Origin of the sequence: Plantibacter sp. 2H11-2 (assembly GCF_050031945.1) — a bacterium.
GTDB classification, from domain to species: Bacteria; Actinomycetota; Actinomycetes; order Actinomycetales; family Microbacteriaceae; genus Plantibacter; species Plantibacter auratus.
Map to the genome: position 1 here is coordinate 209084 of NZ_JBNBBL010000004.1, position 19536 is coordinate 228619.

Here is a 19536-nt window from a genome sequence, read left to right on the forward strand (position 1 = left end):
TGTGGGATCTGCGTAGTACGTCATGGGCGATACGTTCGGCTGTATAAATTGGAGTAGTGCGCTGGCTGCGAAGAGGTTCGCTGTCGTATGCGGCGGGGTACTTGTGTAACTAGTTCGAGGCGTAGGCGACGTCGAGGTGCAGATGATTGCACGAGTCATCGAACTGCTGAAAGTTCCTCAGTGGGAGTGGTGAACGGCAGTTGCGCTGGCCGACCCTGGCTCCGCTGGGAACGACTGCATCCAGCGCCTCAATGAGCTGCAGAGAATTCTCGTTGCCTCCGTTGATCGCGAGGCCATCGATCGCGTATATGTCCACGGCCATGCCGCCACCATCGCGGTAGTGCGAAGAATTTTCGCCAGCCCCCTCCAACGACCCGCTGCAGCGGCGATTGAGGTCCGAGACTGCGACCTGCTCGAAGGTGTTCAGCGCGATGAGCAGGATCTGCATGATTCGGGAATCGACCCCGCAGTCCGCGTGCGCGGTGCCGTTCGAGATGTCGCGCAGTTGCTGCAGGTAGTCGCTACCGACGAGACGCCCTTCGTCCATCGCTGAGACGAGGCGAAGCGCGAGCTCACGGTTGTCGCCGTCGACGGGTAGGTAGTTGCAAGACTTGCCGATGGTGAGGTCCTCCGGAGGGAGGCCGGGCTCAACTGTCGCGAGCGCGTTGCGCGCGGCGGCCTCGGCCGCTGAGACGGTGGGCCCCTCGACATGAATGCCGATGGTGGACAGCCACCATCCGGCCGGCTCGTCGATCCAGGATGGCTCGGTCATGATGCCGGGACGACTCGGTCCAGCGCCTCCGAGAATCAACTTGGTTGCAGCCGCAGGATCCTGCAGCTCTTCCGCAGAACCCCACCCGCCCCGAATCGTCCGGCGATACACACCGAGCGGCGTGTCATCGGTAATCGTGGCGGGGTCGGCGCGCGTCATGTTCGACGCCGCGTAGGCGGCCGTCAGCGCGGCGAGCTTCGCCTTCGGCTCTGGGGTCACCGTCGCGACAGCACTGACGACTTCGCGGACCAATACTTCCTCGGCGACCGGGAGCGGACCGGTTGCTCGGCTGGAAGCCGCGCTGCCGGGCGCCATGCAGTACGCCTGCCGCAATGCGCTGCCGGCGGGAACGAACATCGAGATCGCGAGGGCGGGCAGAGCGGCGACTGCGATCACGATCCCGAGCAACGCGATGAGCACGATCGCCAAGAGCCTTCGCGGTCCGATCGCCGCGACGACCTTGATCGCGAGCATGGGTGCAGCCATCAGATGGTCTCTCCGTCGAGGATGCGAGAGGCGAGAACAAGGAGTTTTCTCACATGCGCGATCCTGCCGTGAACGCGGTGCTTACTCAGCCCGGTGATGGATGCCACGCCGGCGGCATCTCGCAGCATCGCGGGTTCGAAGACGGCGATCGAGCGCAGGCCATCCGCCTCGGGGATGCACTCGACCGCGGTCTGTCTTGTGTTCGGGTAGCCGCGGTCGGCCAGGCGAAGCGCCGCGCGAGTTGTCCACGCCGCCGCGGCGATGTTCTCGCGGGCCGTTCGAATCGCTCGGGGCGAGACGTTGAGCAGTTCCACGACGTCGTCGCGCGCCTCATCGGTCAGCATCATCTCCAGACCGATCAACCAGTCCTGCTCAGACACCGTCTCGCGCACCCAGGCGATGCAACGCCTCATCTCGAAACGGTGGACGAGCAAGTCCAGGGGATCGCTACCGGGCGCTGGGCGGTCGGTGTCGACGTCGATGGTGAACCGCCCGCAGTGAACGGCGGACTCACGTCTGATTGCAAGAACGACCTTGGCCGCGATGCCTTGCGCGTACCGCCCGAATGGACCGCGAGTGGGCTCGAAGCTCTCGGCACGACGCCATGCAATGACGCGGATCTCTTGCATCGCGGTATCGATCTCGCCGGGCAGACCATGCTGGTTAAGGACCCGAACGACGTACCCGCGTGTCGACTCGACGGCTGCGAGAAAGACGTCCAGACCGATGCGATCGATCGCGTCCGACGACTGGAGCAGTAGCTCCCGATCGACGACATCGCAGTCCTCCGATGGCATCGATTTCACTTCACGCTGAGTCACGGTCACGGTCCTCTCGCCATCCCGGGCGTTCCTCGCCACAGGTGCTGCACATCTCGCGGAACGTGCCGATGAAACGATGCCCGCGAGCACCGCACTCGGCGGCCGTTGGTGGGCGACTGCCGAGGCGGCCAGGGCCAGGCGAGGCTTCCATCTCAACCGACACATCGTCCTCAGAGGCGCGCTCGAGCCATCGCATCGGTTCACGCTCGATCGATCGGCCGACATACGCGACGGGGTCACCGATCGGTCGGGCAGCTGCGTGGATGACGTCGACACTGGCAGCGAGGAGGTCCAGTCGTGCCGGTTCGATCAAAGGCGCATTCCGAGCAAGCCACGATCGCAACCGGGCGAGGCTGAGCCCGGGGTGCAGCGCGTGGAGGGCGAGCTCCAAACTCGCGACCGAAGAAGATTGGTCTTTTAGTTGTTGGTCTTCATTAAGCGGCGGGGCAGCCGTCGTTGGTTGAACCTCGGAGGAAGACCCGACGTGGTTCACCGCAGGTACAGCGGGCGACGGTTGCCGCATCGGCATGCGAGTCAGTGTCGTCTCGGCAACAGCCGCATCAGCACTCTGAACCCTTGGCGGATGATCCGCCGAGGCCAGAGGCACACGCTTTACCGCCGCGTCCGGCTGAGGGGGATCCATCAGGATCAGCAGGACTCTTCGGTGCCCGGCGATCGAGTTGCCGTGAGCGTCGACCGTGCCGGGCGGGTGCCGATGCTCTTCAACCCGCAGGTACCCTGCGGCCTCCAGCTTCTTCCGCGCCGCGCGGAATGCATCCTTGCCGAGCCCGAGGTCAGATTGAGCGCGTGACTGGGTGATCCGGTAGGTGCGCTGATGGGTGACGAGGTAGAGCAGGAGCGAGAACGGGTTGCCGACGATCCTTTGGTCTCGGGCCCACCAGTTCCGGTACTGACCGTACTCGCGCTCGAATGCGAACTGCGGACGGATGAACTCAGCTTCGGAGACTGGGAAACCGTTGGCAGGCGGGGACTGCTGCTCGGCGCTCACTCGCTTGCACCTTCCGTCTCGTCGGAGTGTTTCGCAGCGCAGGGGGTGATTCTCGTCGCCAACCAGGCGTCGAGATCCGCGGGGTAGTAGACGGTCTTCCGTCCATGTTTGAAAGCGGGCGGGCCTTGTCGCTTCGACTGCAGGTTGTACATTGTGCCTCGGGACAGCCCGCAGTAGACGGCGGCGTGGGATGTATCGAGAACCATGCCCGAGCGGCTCTCGGAGTCGATTAGCGTGCGAATGTCAGACACCACGATCGCCTCCAGCTGGACGCCGATCTGCGGGGAGCATCTCTGACCTCCGGCACCCTAGTGCCGTGGCGATTCGGTCGAGCTCATCCACGGTGAAGTCCAGCTCGCCGGCGAGCTTCAGCTGGAGATGACCCGGTGGGATGTCAGCGACATTCGCGGCGTCGTCCTGAGAGAGATCGTGAGTCCACAACATGCGTTGGACATGTTCGGCAGTGCGCCGAGTGAGGGTCTTGGTAGCCATTCGGTCACCATAGGAACCGAACGGCAACCATGTCAAATGTTAAATTTGTGCCTGTGTATATCTGTTTGCTACGGTCTCCGTATGGCTACTCCCGGTCGATTCAACGCGGCGGTCGCGACTGCGCTTCGCGATGCGAGGACCGCCCGCGGGCTGACGATCGACGATCTCGTTCGAACGTCTGGGATGGTGCGCGCGACCGTGCTGCGGTACCTCAATAATCAGCGGGAGATTCCGATCTCGGCGCTCTACACCCTCGCCGGCGCGCTTGGCGTCGAAGCACATGCGATCGTCGCGGCCGCAGAAGCAGCTTGCGTGATGGATACCGAGGGCGAGAATCGAACGCCCCCACCGCCCATCGAGGTCGCTCGGCGTGTCCGCCTCCTGGTCACAGCGCAGGCTCGCGGACGGGGATCTTCGGACGGGTACGCAGAAGTCTCGACTGCGCTGGCTGATCGAGGCGTTGTCATGACACGAGAAACATGGGCTGGCCTCCTGGCGGGCAAGGAAATGGACGCTCCGTCGACGGTGCTCCAAAACCTCGCAGAAGTGCTCGGTGTCGACCCGGTCTACCTCCGAGGGAGTCGTGCGGATAGCCGCGTGGAAGCCATCGATGCGCAGCTCGAGTTTGCCCGCGCCGCCCACGATGCGGGCATTGATGCGATCGCTGCTCGCGCGATATCGGACGTCACGGCTCAAACACTGAGGGCCGTGACCGCTGAACTCGACGCGGCTCGAACGTAGACGGCAACTGCCGCGAAGGACCACGACGGGGAATCGTGAAGCACACACTAGGGGACCTGCCGCGTCAACTGCGGGCAGAGGAGGTCTATCGCAGCGATGCCTGCGCTTCTGTCACTTCGCTCGCAGAAGCTATCCGCCACGTCGAACGTGTCCGAGACCTTTCCATACGCACCAGACCGCTGCGCGCGTTAGGCGACACGTCGGTGTGTGGTCTCCTCCTCGTGGAGGGGCAGCGATGCACGATCTTCCACGCGCCGGCATCCTCCGCCATCCATCGTCTGCAGTGCCTCCTTCACGAGCTGGGGCATCTCCTGCTGAGGCACGACCTGTCGACGCAGAGCGCGCCGACACTGAATCGGTTTCTCCCGGATGTCCGGCTCGAGGTGGGTGATCGCTTGTTCGGTCGTGCCGATCTGTCAGACGGGGACGAGATCGAAGCCGAACGCCTGGCCGATCTTCTAGCGGCCGGGATCCGTCGGCGACCGCAACACCCCATTGGTCTCGAGGAGTTCCTCGGATGAGCGCTCTGATCATCGCCGGTGCGATGTGGACGTTGTCCGTCGTGCTCCTGCTCACGGCCCGCCGTAGGCGGAGCCAGCGCATTCTCGTCGCGTCGAGCCTGATAGCCGCAGCTCAGACGCTGAATGTGGACGACGTCTACTTTGCCGCCGATGCCTTGATGGGGTCTCGGAACTGGATGATGCTGCCGGCAAACCTCCTCCAGGTTTGTGGGGTGGCCGTGCTCTCTACGGCGATCCAGGGATCGGTCGGCGCGGCGTCGTCGGCGAATCGGCGCTGGACCTACGCATTGCTCGTGTTGACGGCTTGTGTGATGGTCGGGTCGTTCGCCTGCATCAGCATGACCACGACGACTGGCTCGTTCATGCGCGAGTACGGTGCTCAGCCTGCAGCTGCCGTCTTCAACGGCGTCGAGATGGCGTATATCGGAGCGGTTCTTGGGCATGCAGGCTGGGTGCTGGTTCGTTTCCTCCCCACAGTCTCTGACCGGATGTTCGCGGTCGGAGTCTGGTTGCTGATTCTGGGGTCTGTCTTCGCTGTGGGATTCAGTGCTGCGGCCGTCGTCATGGACGTCGCTCATGTCGTGGAAGACGCGCGGACGATGGATGTCGGACGACGTCTCTACGGATCGTTGATGACGGCTTCAGTCCTGCTGTTGTGCGGAGGCTTCTCGCTGATGCCACTCGCGCGTCGATCTGAGGGGTGGCGTCGCATCAGACGGGTGAACCGGCTGATGGCGGGTATCGAGCAGGTCTGGGAACGTGTCACGCCTTCGGACGTACAGCGCCGACAAGGGTTCGAATACTGGAGCTCGGAGATGAGGCTGCACCGCCAGGTCATCGAGATCGAGGACGCGCTTCTGGCATCCCCTGGGGAGATCTTCCTGAGTCGACGGGAGTCTTGTCTTATGCGCTCAGCTCAGGCGTGGCTCGCCCGACTGGCGCAGTTAGAAGTTGACCGATGAGCCGATCGGGCACCCTCGTTGTCGGAGCAGGAGGCTGGCCGAAAACGAGGAGGAAGGTGCGGAGCGGCCAAGACTCGAGAGAGCCGCTGTGACCAGGCCCCCATTGCCTCTCGAAACCTGGGGCAAGATCAATCGGGCTGAACGCGACGGGCGTCCGGCCGCAATCGCAAACTATCGGGATTCGGATGGCCGCACTCGAAGGGTCCAGCGCACCGGACGGACGTACGCCGAGGCGGAGCGGCGCCTCCTTGAGGCACTCCGAGATCGCCTTGCCCCCTCAGACCAAGACCTGACTCGAGAATCGACGCTGGGGTCGTTGGCTGATCGATGGATCGAGAGCGTGCGGCGTGAAAGACGCGCCGCTGCGACCATCGCAAAGTACGACGCCACGGTCGCCCGTCATGTTCGGCCCCTTGAAGACATACGTCTCCGAGAGGTGTCAGTACCGCGGCTACAACGGCTCATCGACAGCATCTCGGACAGCTCCGGTCCCGCCGCTGCGCGGATGACGAAGGTCGTACTCACCGGCATGTTCGACCTCGCAGTCCGGCTCGGCGGTGCCGACTCAAATCCCGCGACCCCGGTGAAGGTACCGAGGGTCGTGACGCCGGCCGTGCGGGCCCCCACGGTTGAGGAAATTCAGCAGCTCCGGGCAGCCTTGTGGCGCTGGGACGAAATCAAGACGTCTCGAACCGATACGCGTCGTGACCTGTCAGACATCGCCGATGTGATGCTGGGAACCGGCGCGCGCATCGGCGAGGTGCTGGCCCTCCGCTGGGCGGATGTCGACCTGGAGGCGAACACGCTGACGGTTCGGGCGACAGTCGTGCGTGTGCCCGGTGAAGGACTGGTGATACAGGAGCACCCGAAGTCTCAATCCTCAGAGCGGAAGCTACACCTCCCTCAGTTCACAGTGGAGGTCCTCGAACGGCTGAATGCCGAGAGCTCAGGCGAGCTCGTCTTCCCCTCGCTCAATGGCACACCTCGGTGGCCCGAGAACATCCGCACCGCCTGGGCCCAAGCTGTTGCGGATACGCCAGTGAGTTGGATGACAACGCGGGTCTGCAGGAAGGCAGTGGCTACCCTCGTCGCGGATGAGCATGGTATCGAGGCAGCGAAAGAGCAGCTTGGTCATCACAACTCGTCAGTGACGAAGAAGCACTATGTGCCGCGACAACTCGAACGACCGAACGTGTCGCCCACCCTTGATGGACTTGCGTGATGCTCGGAGATCGGTGTCGAGTTAGCACCGACTACGAAACTTGCCGTGGCTGTCGTGCGCGGTGAGTGATTGCCGCAACTACTGAGACGGAGATCGTCCGCCGGTAGCCTGCAACCTTCATCTGTTGACACCGCAGATGTCCGCTGTCGCTATCGTTGTACCTATTCCGAGCGTCGCTTCCCCCGCCGGGTCTCGCTGCATTCACAGCTGATGACCTGATGGCGCTCGTTCTACAAAGGAGAGTAAAACCCATGGCACAGAAGATTGTTACCACTTTGGTCGATGACCTCGATGGCTCAGAACTGAAGCAGGGCGAAGGTAAGACGATCACGTTTGGTCTCGAAGGGTCGACGTACGAGATCGATCTGTCCGAGAAGAACGAGAAGGCGCTGCGTGAGGCGCTCGAGCCTTTCGTGAAGGCTGCGCGAAGCTCATCGCGACCCAAGGCGTCCAGCTCCACCAGCGCTAACCGAAGCAACAAGGAGGAGCTCGCGGCTGCACGAAGCTGGCTCCGTGCCAACGGCCACGATGTCTCCGACCGCGGCCGCATCCCCGGCGCCCTCCTCGAGAAGTTCCGCGCCGCGGCGAAGTAGGACGTGGGCCCGGCGGTGGGTGCCACAGGACTGTCGAGTGTGGCACTCAGCGCCGACCAGCAGAGAGGATGATCGTGGCGCTGACGCTCGGTGCGATCTTGCGTGACGCCGATATCGGACTCTCTGACGCGCTCGTGATCCGCCACACCTACGTTCGCGAGCACGAGGAAAGCGGGCTGCGTGGAATCCACGGAGACTCGACGGACGACGAGATCCTCGAGTACACGCGAAACCAGTCTCCGGACCCAAGACGGTTCCCGATCGCGCCGGCTCCCCTCTGGGTGGTCTTCATCCGCGAGGGAGGTGACCGGGCGAGGCTCTGGTCGGTGGTGGAGAACCTTGGCGAAGTAGGGCGGACAGAGCATCTCCGGACGTTTGACCTTGTTCGGTCTCCGTGCATGGACGACCTCCGAAACCGGCTCGTCGTCGGTTGGCGGTCGCCGCGCAGTTGGCGGATGAACGCCACCACGGCAGCTGACTATCCCGTGGTCGGGATTGCTGACGCTGAGCCGCTGCCCTTTCCTGGTTTCGACAGACTCCTATTGAGTTACGACCAGCTGCAGGCAGTGATGCGCGAGCCTCGGTACGCGTCCTGGCGGACCGCCCTGGCGTCAGTCATCGGGATCTACCTGATCACCGACACTCGAGACGGTCGGCACTACGTTGGGAAGGCCGACGGCGCGGAGAGCATCCGCCAACGCTGGAGTTTGTACGCTGCCAACGGGCATGGCGGCAACACCGGGTTGCGCGGACTCGATCCCATGAGCTTTCGGTTCTCGCTGCTGCGAGTGTTCGACCCGTCGACACCGACGCCGGTCATCGATATGGCTGAGAGTCACTTCAAGGTAGCTCTCGATACGCGTACGCATGGGCTGAATCGAAACTGAAGCTATCAACTGTCGAGTATCAGGTAGTCGCCGACTTTGATCCAGCCCCCCGCGAACGCAAAAATGCTGCCGGTCATGGACCCTAGCGGAGCGTGCTCCGAGGACGAGCGAAAGTCGTCTACCTAGCGCCCGGCGGTCGGACGGCATCCGAGCTCAAGCATTGGCTCACTGGCTGTACGTCCGTAGGCTGGCTGAATGACAATCGAACAGCTCGCGACTGGATCATCACTCACTGGGCTGATTGTCGATGGAGTAGCAGGCACCCCGTACGCCGCGGGCACGTTGCGGATCGACGAGACTACTGGTCCGCTCCTTGAAGTACCGTACATTCGCGGTGACCCCACTGGTCAATTCGACCCAGTCCACGAGTGGTTCTCAACGCGGACGCCGCCGACGAATCTTATCCTGCGAACATCAGAGGGAGACGTGTCACTCTTCGACGTGAGCTGGTTCGGTCATTCAGAGCGCAGCGGTCGGTCTGTATCGCTCGGCAAGTTACGCCCCTCCGAGATAGTCCTAGACACGCGTAAGGCAGATCTGTCGGCACCGCTCATGATTGCTGAGGTCAGGAGCCAAATGGATGGCTTGCGAGAATGGACCGAATTCTCCGCAATTGCAGAGGAGCGAACCACCGACGAACACAACTACATACGAGGCTTTCACATCGACGTCTCGAGCGAGGCGTCGTTGGAGTGGCTTCAAGGGGACGCGAGAATGACGCTACAAACGGATTGGCGCGCCGCGACCAGCCACGTTCGAGGTGAACCCAGTGTTGGCGTTTTTGAGTGGGTTGTTCTCGATAGCGCTTTTAACTCGCCTGTCCCGTTCCTCACGCACCTTGTAGAGCACCAGAAGATCAAGCACCTGCTCGTGCTGATGTTTGATGGTGCGATTCACTTCAGACAGCATCGGGTGAAGGACGAGAGCTTTGCTAAGCGGCACGGACGCATGTCAGAACTGCATCTGCCTTTCGTTGAGTTGATCAGCCGCCGCACCATACATGAGTACGCCGCGAGCGAGCCCGATGCGCGTGCGGCGAGAATGCCGCTCGTATACCTGGACCAGATCGGCGCAGAGGGGCTGACGAAGTGGTCTGATCGCTACGAGGCCTGGGAGCGCTTCATCCTGCCGACGGTTGGCGTTCTCGGGCGGCAAGACGTGTTCGTCGAAGATCTCGTGGTCTCCCTCTCCATGTCGGTTGAAGCCGCGGGGCATCTGATCGGTGTAGCGGAAGGGGAAGTCGAAACTTACGGGAGAAACCGCAAGCCGTCGACAGCGACCCACATCTACCGCTGCCTTCGTGCCGTCGATGTTGCATGGGGCGATCATGTGGAGAGCATTGTTGGTCTCGCGCGGGCCTCGGCAGACGTGTACAACTCGATCAAGCATTTTGATCGCGGTCAACTCCCCGATCACGAGGAGATGCTGCTCATCTCTCTTGTCCTGAGGCATCTCATCCGACTCACCGCGCTCAACATCATCGACTCGACGGGTCAGCTGCTCCTCCAAGCGGACGGCCAGCGAGAACTAAGCGCCATCCATGCGAGGTTCTCCGTGATCGAACGACGTGTTCGTCACGACGGCAGGTGGGAACAGCTGCCAGTACGCGCTGAAAAGCCACTGCCTAAGGGGTTCACCACTTGGTGAGCGCCTCGGCGTGAACTCCGGGACCAAACGGGGCGGCGAAGCTTGAGTGGCGTCGGCGCCGCGGCAGCATCGCGGGAGAGTCTCCGCACCCGCATCACAAACGCAACTCAACGAATCCGGTGAGTAAACGGTGAGAGCCCGCCAGGAGGTGCTGAGGCAGGTGCGCAAGTCTCACGGCGGAACAGGCCTCTGAGCGGGCATTTGGAGCGGATGACGGGAATCGAACCCGCGCTATCAGCTTGGGAAGCTGAAGTTCTACCATTGAACTACATCCGCGTGGCGCCGGAGCGTCCTGAGTAATCGTACATGACCCGGCGGGCCTCCGTTCGGTCCCTGTGTGCGGCCCCCTGTCGGTCCCTGAGCTTGTCGAAGGGCGGGGTGTGGTCGTGTGCCCTTCGACAGGCTCAGGGACCGGGGCGAGTGTTTGCTCAGGGACCGGGGTTGGGCTCAGGCACCAGGGGTAGCTCAGCGAGCGGAGTCGGCTCGGTGAGCCGGGTGGCCCGGAGCTAGGCTGGTTCACCGTTCCCCGAGCGGGACGGGATCGAGGGTGTGACGTGAAGCGCAGCGCGGGTATCGTCGTGGCCGGCCTTGCCACTGTTGCGGTCGCGGGATTCGGGGTCGCGAGTGCCATGGTCGCCCGGCGCGTCATCGGAGCAGGACGCGTGCACTACAGCGACGTGCTGCCGACCTCGTCGCCGATGACCGTGCGGCTCGAACGGAACGCTGCCACCGCGCTGCCGGGACGATACGGGCTCGAGTTCGACGACGGCTCACGGGTCATCGTCGGGCCGGTGATCGGCCGCGAGACGACGGACGGTTCGGTGATGCGGAGTGTGGTCAGCGGCCGCCTTCCCGCAGGTGCGACCCGTGCGCGGTTCACCGGCGCGGCCGTGACACCCGCGGAACTCGGGGTGGACGAGGAGCGCGTGCCGAGGACGCGGTCAGGGGCGTGGCGATTCGACGGCGATGACAGCGAGGCCCGCGACGGCACCTGGGTCGTGCACACCCACGGACTCGGGGCCTCGCCGCTCGCGACTCTCCGCTCCGTGCAGGCCGTGCAGCGCGCGGGACTGCCGTCGCTCGTCACCTGCCTCGGGTCCGCGTTCGCCGAGCGTCGCTCCGGGGCTGACGCCACGGACGTCGACCGCGTCGTCGCGGCCATCGACGACGCCGTGGCGCTCGGTGCGCGACGGGTCGTCGTCTGCGGGTGGTCCTACGGCGCCGCCCTGAGCCTCGCGGCTGCACGCGAGCGACCCGAGGTGGTGCAGGGCGCGATCCTCATCTCGCCGATGCTCGGCCTCAGCGAGACGGTGCTGCATGCTGCCGCGGTCGCCGGGGTGCCGCGGGTGCTCGTGCACTCGGCGCTCGCCGTGCTCTCGACGCCGGTGCTGGCACGATCCGCCGGGGTGCGCGGCGCGGTTCCGGTCCGCGCGCTGTCCGCCGGGCCGATCGACGGCCTGCCGACGCTCGCGATCCACTCGCCCGGCGACACGACGATCCCCGTGGAACTCACGCGGGCCGTCGCTCGCCGCGTACCCTCGTTCGAGCTTGTCGAGGTCGCTGCGGCGCCGCACGGCTTGGAGTGGAACGTCGCGCCGGAAGCGTTCGAAGCGGCCGTGAGGGAGTGGCTCGGGGCGCGCTGATCGGAGTGCTCCTCGGTCCCTGAGCTTGTCGAAGGGCGGGGTGTACTCGTGCTGCCCTTCGACAAGCTCAGGGACCGGGATGGTTGGGGGCCGGGTCACGGTCGGTTGGGTGCGTGGTGCCCTTCGACAGGCTCAGGGACCGGGATGGTTGGGGGAGCGGGTCACGGTCGGTTGGGTGCGTGGTGCCCTTCGATAGGCTCAGGGACCGGGATGGTTGGGGGAGCGGGTCGCGGTCGGTTGGGTGCGTGGTGCCCTTCGACAAGCTCAGGGACCGAGGTGGTTGGGGCTCCGGGACCGACGCCCTTCGACAGGTTCAGGGACTGGTGCCCTTCGACAGGCTCAGGGACCGGTGCCCTTGACAGGCTCAGGGACCGGCGGGGCCGGACCTACTTCGCGTAGCGGTAGCGGGCCCCGGTGTGATCGTCGGGGAGACGGTCGCCACGGCCGTGGAGCTTGTGGCGGAGGCTGCCCTCGACGTACTCCTCGGGGTAGGCACCGCGGCGACGCAGCTCGGGGATGACGAACTCGACGATGTCCTCGAAGGTGCCCGGAGTGATCGCGTAGGCGAGGTTGAAGCCGTCGACGTCGGTCTCCTCCACCCACTCCTGCAGGGTGTCGGCGATCTCCGACGCACTGCCGACGATCCGCGGACCAAGCCCACCGATCGCACCCATGCGCGCGATGTCCTTCACCTTGAACTCGCCACCCTCCTCGTTGGCCGCCTGGTAGTTGGCGACCGCCGACTGGATGGCGTTGCTCTTGACGTTGCCGATCGGCTCCTCCGGGTCGTATTGCGACAGGTCGATGCCCATCCAGCCCGACATGAACACGAGCGCACCCTCCTGCGACGCGTACTGCAGGTAGTCCTCGTGCTTCGCCTGAGCCTTCTCGCTCGTCTCGTCGGTGATGATCGTGAGCAGCGTGTAGATCTTCGCCGAGTACCGGTCACGACCGGCGGCCTCGAGGGCGTCGCGGATGCGACCGACCGTCGCCTTCAGGCCCGCTTTCGTCGACGCACCGACGAAGATCGCCTCCGCGTTGCCCGCGGCGAACTGGATGCCGCGCGGCGACGCACCGGCCTGGTAGATCACCGGTGTGCGCTGCGTGGACGGCTCGGACAGGTGGATGCCGGGCACCGTGTAGTGCTTGCCGAAGTGCCCGATCTCGTGGACCTTCGTCGGGTCGGTGAACACGCCCGTCTCGCGGTCGCGCACGACGGCTTCGTCCTCCCACGAGCCCTCCCACAGCTTGTACAGGACCTCGAGGTACTCGTCGGCGACGTCGTACCGCTCGTCGTGCTCGAGCTGGTCGTCGTGCCCCATGTTGCGCGCCGCACTCGGCAGGTAGCCGGTGACGACGTTCCAGCCGACCCGCCCCTTCGTCAGGTGGTCGAGCGTCGACATGCGCCGCGCGAACGGGTACGGGTGCTCGTAGGCGGTGCCGGCCGTGACCCCGAACCCGAGGTGCTTCGTCACCGCGGCCATCGCCGAGACGAGCAGGATCGGGTCGTTCACGGGCACCTGCGCGCCGTTGCGGATCGCGGCCTCGTTGCTGTCGCCGTAGACGTCGTACGTGCCGAGGACGTCGGCGATGAAGATGCCGTCGAACTTGCCTCGCTCGAGCAGCTGCGCCAGGTCCGTCCAGTAGGAGAGGTCCTTGTAGGTGCTCGAGCGGTCGTCGGGGTGACGCCACATCCCCGACGCCTGGTGGGCGACGCAGTTCATGTCGAAGGCGTTGAAGCGGATCTGTCGGGTCATACGCATGATCCTGCATCACGAGTCCCGGACGTCGCCTGGCAATCGGCCTCGCCCGTAACAGGGCGTCATCTGGGCGCAGCGCACTACCCGCGCGAGGTGTCCTCCGCGGCGATCGCCTCGGCGTACTCCGCGTCACTGAGGGCACCGACCGTCGAGTGCCGACGCCCGTACCCGAGGTAGAGCGCCGCGCCGACGAGCATCCAGATGAGGAACACGATCCAGGTCGTCCCACCGAGCGACACCATCAACCCGAGGCACATGACGATGCCGAGCGCGGGGACCACCGGGAACAGCGGGACGGAGTAGCTGCGGTCGAGATCGGGACGCAGGCGACGCAGCAGGATGACCGAGAGGTTCACGAGGGCGAACGCGAACAGCGTGCCGATGCTCGTGGCGTCGGCGAGCTCGCCGAGCGGGATGAGGGCGGCGACCACGGCGACGACCGCACCGACGATGACGGTCCCGGCGACGGGCGTCCCGCTGCGACGACCCACGCGCGAGAACACCCGCGGCACCATGCCGTCCTGCGCCATCCGGTACAGGATGCGCGTCTGCCCGTAGTACACGGTGAGCACCACGCTCGCGATCGCGATGACCGCGCCGATGGAGAAGAAGAGCGCGACGATCGGCTGTCCGGTGATCTCGGTGAGGATGCCGACGAACGCGGACTCGTCGTCGGCGAACTCGGTCCACGGCCGGGCACCGATCGCGGCGATGGCGACGAGGATGTAGACGGCGGTGACGATCACCATCGACAGGATGATCGCGCGCGGCAGGTCGCGACGCGGGTTCGTCGCCTCGTCGCCGGCGGTCGACGCCGCGTCGAAGCCGATGTAGGAGAAGAACAGTCGGCTGGAGGCTGCCGCGACACCGGCGACCCCCATGGGCGCGAGCGGTTCGAAGTTGCCGAGCGAGAACGCCGAGAACGCGATGACGACGAAGACGAGCAGTACGGCGAGCTTCACGAACACCATGATCGTGTTCGCCCAGGCGCTGTCCTTCGCACCGCGGACGAGCAGCAGCATCGCGAGCAGGACGAGGGCGGCGGCCGGCAGGTTGATCAGTCCGTCGGCGACGCCGATCGGGTTCGCGAGTGCCGGCGGCAGTCCCAGGCCGAACACCGCGAGCGCCTCGTTCACGTACTGCCCGGCGCCGACGGCGACCGCGGCGACGGAGACCCCGTACTCGAGGACGAGGCACCAGCCGCACACCCAGGCGACGCCCTCACCCATGGTCGCGTAGGCGTAGGAGTAGCTGGATCCGGAGACCGGCACCGAACCGGCCATCTCGGCGTAGGACAGGGCCGACAGGAGTGCAGCGAGCCCGGCGACCGCGAACGCGATCCAGACGGCGGGGCCGGCGAGCGGGACGGCGGTGCCGAGGACGACGAAGATGCCGGTGCCGAGTGTCGCGCCGACGCTGATCATCGTGAGCTGCCAGACACCGAGCGAACGGCGGAGCGACGTCCCCGAGTCGGCGGGATCCGTCCCGAGTCGGACGAGCGGCATGCGCCGGCGCAGCTGCGCGAGGAGCGGGAGTCGGCGGTTGGTCACGGGTATCCATGGTAACCGTGGGTGCGGGGAGCGTCGGGCGCGCTCGCACTCACCCCGTCTCGGCGAGCTCGGGTCTGGTCTCGTGTCGTCGACCGTCGGGTGTGGTCCAGGTGAGGATGCCGCCGGGGTGGTGCTCGAGGTTCCAACCCGGCAGGTGTTTCAGCCGGTGATGATGTCGGCAGAGACAGGCCAGGTTGTCGACCGCTGTCGTGCCGCCGTCCTGCCAAGCGATCGAGTGGTCGAGGTCGCAGTTCCGGGCGGCTCGTCCGCAGCCCGGAGCCCGACACGTGGTGTCTCGCAGGCGGACGGCGCGCGCCAGGTCTGCCGGCACCCGGTACTGCTCGCGCCCGACGGACACGACGGCTCCCGTTTCCGGTTGGGTGAGGATACGGGTCATGGAAGGGGCTGTGACGGCGAGTCGGGCGGCGGTGTCGGGGTCGATCGGGCCGTAGCCGTCGAGCACGCCGGGTTCGTCGGTGACGCCGAGGGTGGACAGGGCCGGGACGGTCATCTGGACGGTGGCCCGGATGCGGGCCTCGATGCCGACGGGCTCGGCGAGCAAGGGGTCGGCCCCGGCGGCGACCGCCTCCTCCGCGATCCTGGCTGCGTCGTCGAGCGGCGCGGAACCGGGCAGCCAGGTGAACGCCCCGGTCGTCTCCCGGTCGACCGGGATGGGACCGACGTCGTCGCTCACCGTGCCGGCCACGGCGAGCGACGCCAGGGCGTCGGCGCGCAGCTGCGCGAGCGTGCGGGTGTCGCCGGCGATCCGCGCCGGGACCGCGACGGCGTCGAGGCGGTTCCTGATCGCGTGCGCCAGCGGGGCGGTGGTGAACAAGTGCAGCCAGGCCATGCCGTCGGCCGCAGCTTCGAGCTCGACACGACGGTCGGTGATCGAGCGCGTGCGGCGAGCGGTGATCGATTCGGGGTGCAACCGCTCCCGCACGACCCTCGCGCGCTGCCGGAGGCGTGCGGTCGTCGATCGGAGGGCCACGGGCAGCACCTGCTCGAGGAACACCGTGCGGCCCTCCGCCGGGACGTCGCGCAGCTGGTCGGTGATCGCGCGGGCGTGACCGCCGCTGATGGAACCCTGCGCGAGCGCCTCGAGCACGACGGGTGCGTGGTGGACGAGCGCCTCGGCGTCGCCGACCCGCGCCTGGAGCGTCGGCTCGGACATCCTCGTGGCGATCGCGAGCGACGCGCACATCGACCGCCGCGCGAGGTCGCGGGCGTCGGTCGAGGTGGTGCTCGCGGAGACGAGCGCTGACGCGGTCGCATCGGCGTAGGAGAAGGCTTCGGCCAGCAGCTGCGCCTCCTCGGCGTCGAGCGCCGCGCGGCGGCGGGTGAGATCGACGAAGCGGTCGGTGAACGACGCCATCCGAGCAGCGAACACATCGCTCGGGTGTTCCGGGTGCTCCGGATACCCCGAGCGCTCGTGCACCTCGGGGTCGTCGAACGTGGCGGTCTCGGTCATGACTCCAGTCCAACATGGACCACTGACATTCGAGATGATCACCAGGATTCGGGCCGATCGGACCCGCCCATCACCTCGCACAGACGACCGCCGAACACCAGGGCGAGCCCGCCGTCACCGGTGGCTCGTACGATGAGCGGGTGGGTATGCGTTCGCTGCTGAGTCAGCTGGCCGGGGGAATCCGAGGAGCGGCGCCGGAGGGCATCGACGAGCAGGCGGTCGTCCGCCTCAATGCGGAACGGCCCGTGCGCGAGGTGCTCGAGCTGGCCGGCCGGATCGGCGAGTCGATGCTGGCTCTCGGAGCAGCAGCGGCCGAGGTCACCGACGCCATCCGTCGCGTGTGCCGCGCGTTCGACCTCGAATGCCAGGTCGACCTCACCTTCACCTCCATCCTCATCGCGCACGACGGGTCCGAGCTGTCACCGGGCGTCACCGTGCTCCGCGTGGTCCGCTCGCCCTCCGCCGACTTCGACCGCCTCGCCAAGGTCGTCGTGGTCGCCGAGGGCATCACCAACCGATCCGAACCGATCATGACGGTCACCGACGTCGCCCGCGACGACGAGGCCGACCTCCGCGACGAACTGCACGCCCGCCTCGGCGCCGCCCACCGCGACCTCGACCGCATCCTCACCGCACGACGGACCTACCGCCGCGGCTTCGTCACCGTGCTGCTGTCGACGATGGCGGCGGCCGTCGCCGTCCTCCTCGGTGGCGGCGTCGTCTCGATGCTGCTCGCCGCCGCCACCACCGCGCTCATCGACAGCGCCTTCCGCGCACTGAACGTCTGGAAGCTGCCGGTCTTCTTCCTGCAACTCACCGGGGCGGCCATCGCCACGACCGTCGCCGTCCTCATCTCGATCCTCAGCCCCTACGTCCCGGACGACCTCTCGGCCCTGCCGCCCGCCCTCATCGTCGCGTCGGGCATCGTCGTCCTCCTCGCCGGCGCTTCGCTCGTCGGGGCGGCCGACGACGCGATCAACGGGTTCCCCGTCACCGCGAGCGGACGGCTCGTCGAGGTGATGCTCCTCACCATCGGGATCGTGGTCGGCATCGGTGGCGTCCTCGACCTCGCCCGGCGCCTCGGCATCTCCCTCGTCCTCTTCGACCTCCCGGTGAGCCCGTGGCCCGTCGCCGTGCAGATCGTCGGCGCGGCCGTGGCCTCCGCCGCCTGGGCGATGGCTTCGCAGGCGGCCCTCCGTGCAGCGTTCTTCGCCGGGGTCACCGGCGCGATCGCGTTCTCTGTCTTCGTGTTCGTCTCCGGCAGTGGCGTCGCGCCCGCCGCAGCCAGTGCGCTCGCCGCGCTCATCATCGGCTTCGCCGCGGAGGCGCTCGGCCCGCGGCTGCGCATCCCGGCGATCATCCTCACCATCTGTGGGATCGTGCCGCTGCTGCCCGGGCTCGCGATCTACCGCGGCATGCTCGCGCTCGTGAACGGCGAGCAGGGTTCCGAGGGGGTCGAACAGCTGCTGCAGGCGGGCCTCACCGGCCTCGCGCTCGCCGCCGGCGTCACGCTCGGCGAGATCCTCGCCCGCCGCACGGGCGTCTCCGGCCGCGTGCTGCTGCCCGGATACATCCGGCGCTCCAAGCGCCACCCGCGCTGAGCGGGATGACTCATGGACCGGCTGGCGTGACCTGCCGCTCCTGCGGCTTCGCCGCGGACGTCAGGAAGGACGCCAGGACGACCACCGCGAGCACGACGATCATCGCGCCGCGCAGACCGAAGTGCTCCCCGAGGAATCCGAGCAGCGGCGGCCCGACGAGGAACGCGACGTAGCCGGCCGAGGCCACGGCGCCGACGGTCGTCGTCGGATCGTCGCTCTCACCCGCCGCCGAGAGGGTCACCGGGAAGCCGAGCGCCGCACCGAGCCCCCACAGCAGCACCGCGAGCCCTGCGACGAGGACACTGTCGGAGAAGACGACGAGCCCGATCCCGACCGCCGACACGAGGGCGCTCACCCGCAGCACGTTGGCCTTGCCGAAGCGGGCGAGGAGCGGTTCACCGGCGAAGCGACCGATCGTCATGGCGAGTGCGAACCCGGCGAAGACGATCGATCCGACGGCGGCCGTGGTGCCGTGCCCGTCGACCATGATGAGCGGCAACCAGTCGCCGGCGGCGCCCTCGGCCAGCGCGAGGGCGAGCACGATGAGGCCGAGGAAGATCACGCGCTGCTGCCGCCAGACCGCGAGCTGCGCACGGATCCCGGGGGAGCCGGCACCCGTGTCCGACTGTCGTCCGGTCTCGGCCGGGATCTTCGGGATCGCCCACAGCAGCGCCGCCAGCGCGACGGTCGCGACGATCAGTAGATGGATCATCACCGGGAAGGCGATCGCCGTGAGCGCGATGCCGGCGACCGAGCCGATGACGGAACCCAGGCTGTAGCAGCCGTGGAGCACGGGCAGGATGGACCGCCCGGACAACTGCTCGATCATCGCGCCCTCGATGTTGATCGCGATCTCGGCGAGGCCGAAGCCCAGACCGATGCCGGTCAGACCGAGGAAGACACCGACGCCCTGCCCGGCACCCGCCATGAGGGCGAGGAGCGCGAGTCCGATGACGAACGCCGCTCCGCCGATGATGATCGGACGACGCGCACCGAACCGACGGACGAGCGCCGCGGACGACAGGATGCCCGTCATCGATCCGACGGAGATGCCGAAGAGGATGAGTCCCATCTCGGCGGTGCTCGCGTGCACGAGGTCGCGGACGGCGGGCGTCCGGACGATGAAGGACGACAGACCCACGCCGACGGTGAGCATGAAGACGAAGATCGCCCCGCGCCGCCGCCGAAGAGGGGCGGACAGCGCGGGGCGGGGGTTCGCCTGACCGGCGCGAGCACTCATGCTCCGAGCCTAGAGGCGGCGGGAGTACCGGCCGGCAGGAATCAGGTGATCAGCCCGATGGGTTCTCGACGGGGTCGCCGTCGGCGTCGGTTCCCGTCTCGGGGCGGTGCTCGCCTCG

General features: G+C 66.5%; 17 protein-coding genes and 1 tRNA gene. 9 read left to right on the forward strand and 9 right to left on the reverse strand.

The window, feature by feature from the left end:
* Positions 1-109: 109 nt before the first annotated feature.
* The 4 genes from ACQG07_RS10455 to ACQG07_RS10470 are packed head-to-tail and all read right to left on the reverse strand — an operon-like array spanning position 110 to position 3294.
* Positions 110-1246 carry a hypothetical protein gene (locus ACQG07_RS10455; RefSeq protein WP_426738244.1) on the reverse strand — a complete coding sequence of 379 codons (1137 nt, stop codon included), beginning with the start codon at positions 1244-1246 and terminating at the stop codon, positions 110-112.
* Between the two features lie 11 nt (positions 1247-1257).
* On the reverse strand, positions 1258-2079 hold the full coding sequence (locus ACQG07_RS10460) for a hypothetical protein (RefSeq protein ID WP_426738245.1): 822 nt from the start codon (positions 2077-2079) through the stop codon (positions 1258-1260).
* A complete protein-coding gene (locus ACQG07_RS10465; RefSeq protein ID WP_426738246.1) occupies positions 2066-3088 on the reverse strand; it encodes a hypothetical protein in 1023 nt (340 codons plus the stop codon). Before ACQG07_RS10465 ends, ACQG07_RS10460 begins: the two co-directional genes overlap by 14 nt.
* Positions 3085-3294, reverse strand: coding sequence for a helix-turn-helix transcriptional regulator (locus ACQG07_RS10470; RefSeq protein ID WP_370581850.1), 210 nt, complete (start codon positions 3292-3294; stop codon positions 3085-3087). Before ACQG07_RS10470 ends, ACQG07_RS10465 begins: the two co-directional genes overlap by 4 nt.
* Positions 3295-3661: 367 nt before the next feature.
* Between ACQG07_RS10470 and ACQG07_RS10475 the strand changes: the two genes are divergently transcribed.
* From ACQG07_RS10475 to ACQG07_RS10505, 7 genes are all read left to right on the forward strand, one after another.
* A complete protein-coding gene (locus ACQG07_RS10475) occupies positions 3662-4321 on the forward strand; it encodes a helix-turn-helix domain-containing protein (RefSeq protein ID WP_426738247.1) in 660 nt (219 codons plus the stop codon).
* A gap of 35 nt (positions 4322-4356) precedes the next feature.
* Positions 4357-4842, forward strand: a complete 486-nt coding sequence (locus ACQG07_RS10480; protein WP_426738248.1) for a hypothetical protein — start codon at positions 4357-4359, stop codon at positions 4840-4842.
* Positions 4839-5804, forward strand: coding sequence for a hypothetical protein (locus ACQG07_RS10485; protein WP_426738249.1), 966 nt, complete (start codon positions 4839-4841; stop codon positions 5802-5804). Before ACQG07_RS10480 ends, ACQG07_RS10485 begins: the two co-directional genes overlap by 4 nt.
* Positions 5805-5892: 88 nt before the next feature.
* On the forward strand, positions 5893-7026 hold the full coding sequence (locus ACQG07_RS10490; RefSeq protein WP_426738250.1) for a site-specific integrase: 1134 nt from the start codon (positions 5893-5895) through the stop codon (positions 7024-7026).
* A gap of 251 nt (positions 7027-7277) precedes the next feature.
* Positions 7278-7619 (forward strand): histone-like nucleoid-structuring protein Lsr2, encoded by a 342-nt coding sequence (locus tag ACQG07_RS10495; protein WP_426738251.1) that lies wholly within the window; start codon positions 7278-7280, stop codon positions 7617-7619.
* A gap of 68 nt (positions 7620-7687) precedes the next feature.
* Positions 7688-8506, forward strand: coding sequence for a GIY-YIG nuclease family protein (locus tag ACQG07_RS10500; protein WP_426738252.1), 819 nt, complete (start codon positions 7688-7690; stop codon positions 8504-8506).
* A 195-nt stretch (positions 8507-8701) separates the two neighbouring features.
* Positions 8702-10153 carry a hypothetical protein gene (locus ACQG07_RS10505; RefSeq protein ID WP_426738253.1) on the forward strand — a complete coding sequence of 484 codons (1452 nt, stop codon included), beginning with the start codon at positions 8702-8704 and terminating at the stop codon, positions 10151-10153.
* A gap of 202 nt (positions 10154-10355) precedes the next feature.
* Here the strand turns inward: ACQG07_RS10505 and ACQG07_RS10510 are convergent.
* Positions 10356-10429 (reverse strand) — tRNA-Gly (locus ACQG07_RS10510).
* A 278-nt stretch (positions 10430-10707) separates the two neighbouring features.
* On the opposite strand from ACQG07_RS10510, the gene ACQG07_RS10515 reads away from it, so the two are divergent.
* Positions 10708-11796 (forward strand): alpha/beta fold hydrolase, encoded by a 1089-nt coding sequence (locus ACQG07_RS10515; RefSeq protein WP_274499206.1) that lies wholly within the window; start codon positions 10708-10710, stop codon positions 11794-11796.
* 386 nt (positions 11797-12182) lie between these two features.
* Here the strand turns inward: ACQG07_RS10515 and ACQG07_RS10520 are convergent, their stop codons facing one another.
* The 3 genes from ACQG07_RS10520 to ACQG07_RS10530 form a co-directional block, all read right to left on the reverse strand.
* On the reverse strand, positions 12183-13553 hold the full coding sequence (locus ACQG07_RS10520) for an LLM class flavin-dependent oxidoreductase (protein WP_426738254.1): 1371 nt from the start codon (positions 13551-13553) through the stop codon (positions 12183-12185).
* A gap of 83 nt (positions 13554-13636) precedes the next feature.
* A complete protein-coding gene (locus ACQG07_RS10525) occupies positions 13637-15061 on the reverse strand; it encodes an APC family permease (RefSeq protein ID WP_426738329.1) in 1425 nt (474 codons plus the stop codon).
* A 94-nt stretch (positions 15062-15155) separates the two neighbouring features.
* Entirely contained in the window at positions 15156-16577 is a 1422-nt protein-coding gene (locus tag ACQG07_RS10530; protein WP_426738255.1) for a DUF222 domain-containing protein, read from the reverse strand.
* A gap of 146 nt (positions 16578-16723) precedes the next feature.
* Here ACQG07_RS10530 and ACQG07_RS10535 point away from each other — a divergent pair, with 146 nt between their 5' ends.
* Entirely contained in the window at positions 16724-18178 is a 1455-nt protein-coding gene (locus ACQG07_RS10535) for a threonine/serine ThrE exporter family protein (protein WP_426738330.1), read from the forward strand.
* A gap of 10 nt (positions 18179-18188) precedes the next feature.
* Here ACQG07_RS10535 and ACQG07_RS10540 read toward each other — a convergent pair whose 3' ends face one another.
* Positions 18189-19418 carry an MFS transporter gene (locus tag ACQG07_RS10540; protein ID WP_426738256.1) on the reverse strand — a complete coding sequence of 410 codons (1230 nt, stop codon included), beginning with the start codon at positions 19416-19418 and terminating at the stop codon, positions 18189-18191.
* Positions 19419-19536 lie beyond the last annotated feature (118 nt).

Coding starts and splice junctions, on each gene's coding strand:
- ACQG07_RS10455 (WP_426738244.1), bottom strand. CDS start 1,246: ATGCTCGCGATCAAGGTCGTCGCGGCGATCGGACCGCGAAGGCTCTTG.
- ACQG07_RS10470 (WP_370581850.1), bottom strand. CDS start 3,294: ATGGTTCTCGATACATCCCACGCCGCCGTCTACTGCGGGCTGTCCCGA.
- ACQG07_RS10475 (WP_426738247.1), top strand. CDS start 3,662: ATGGCTACTCCCGGTCGATTCAACGCGGCGGTCGCGACTGCGCTTCGC.
- ACQG07_RS10485 (WP_426738249.1), top strand. CDS start 4,839: ATGAGCGCTCTGATCATCGCCGGTGCGATGTGGACGTTGTCCGTCGTG.
- ACQG07_RS10495 (WP_426738251.1), top strand. CDS start 7,278: ATGGCACAGAAGATTGTTACCACTTTGGTCGATGACCTCGATGGCTCA.
- ACQG07_RS10500 (WP_426738252.1), top strand. CDS start 7,688: ATGATCGTGGCGCTGACGCTCGGTGCGATCTTGCGTGACGCCGATATC.
- ACQG07_RS10505 (WP_426738253.1), top strand. CDS start 8,702: ATGACAATCGAACAGCTCGCGACTGGATCATCACTCACTGGGCTGATT.
- ACQG07_RS10520 (WP_426738254.1), bottom strand. CDS start 13,553: ATGACCCGACAGATCCGCTTCAACGCCTTCGACATGAACTGCGTCGCC.
- ACQG07_RS10525 (WP_426738329.1), bottom strand. CDS start 15,061: ATGCCGCTCGTCCGACTCGGGACGGATCCCGCCGACTCGGGGACGTCG.
- ACQG07_RS10530 (WP_426738255.1), bottom strand. CDS start 16,577: ATGACCGAGACCGCCACGTTCGACGACCCCGAGGTGCACGAGCGCTCG.
- ACQG07_RS10535 (WP_426738330.1), top strand. CDS start 16,724: ATGCGTTCGCTGCTGAGTCAGCTGGCCGGGGGAATCCGAGGAGCGGCG.
- ACQG07_RS10540 (WP_426738256.1), bottom strand. CDS start 19,418: ATGAGTGCTCGCGCCGGTCAGGCGAACCCCCGCCCCGCGCTGTCCGCC.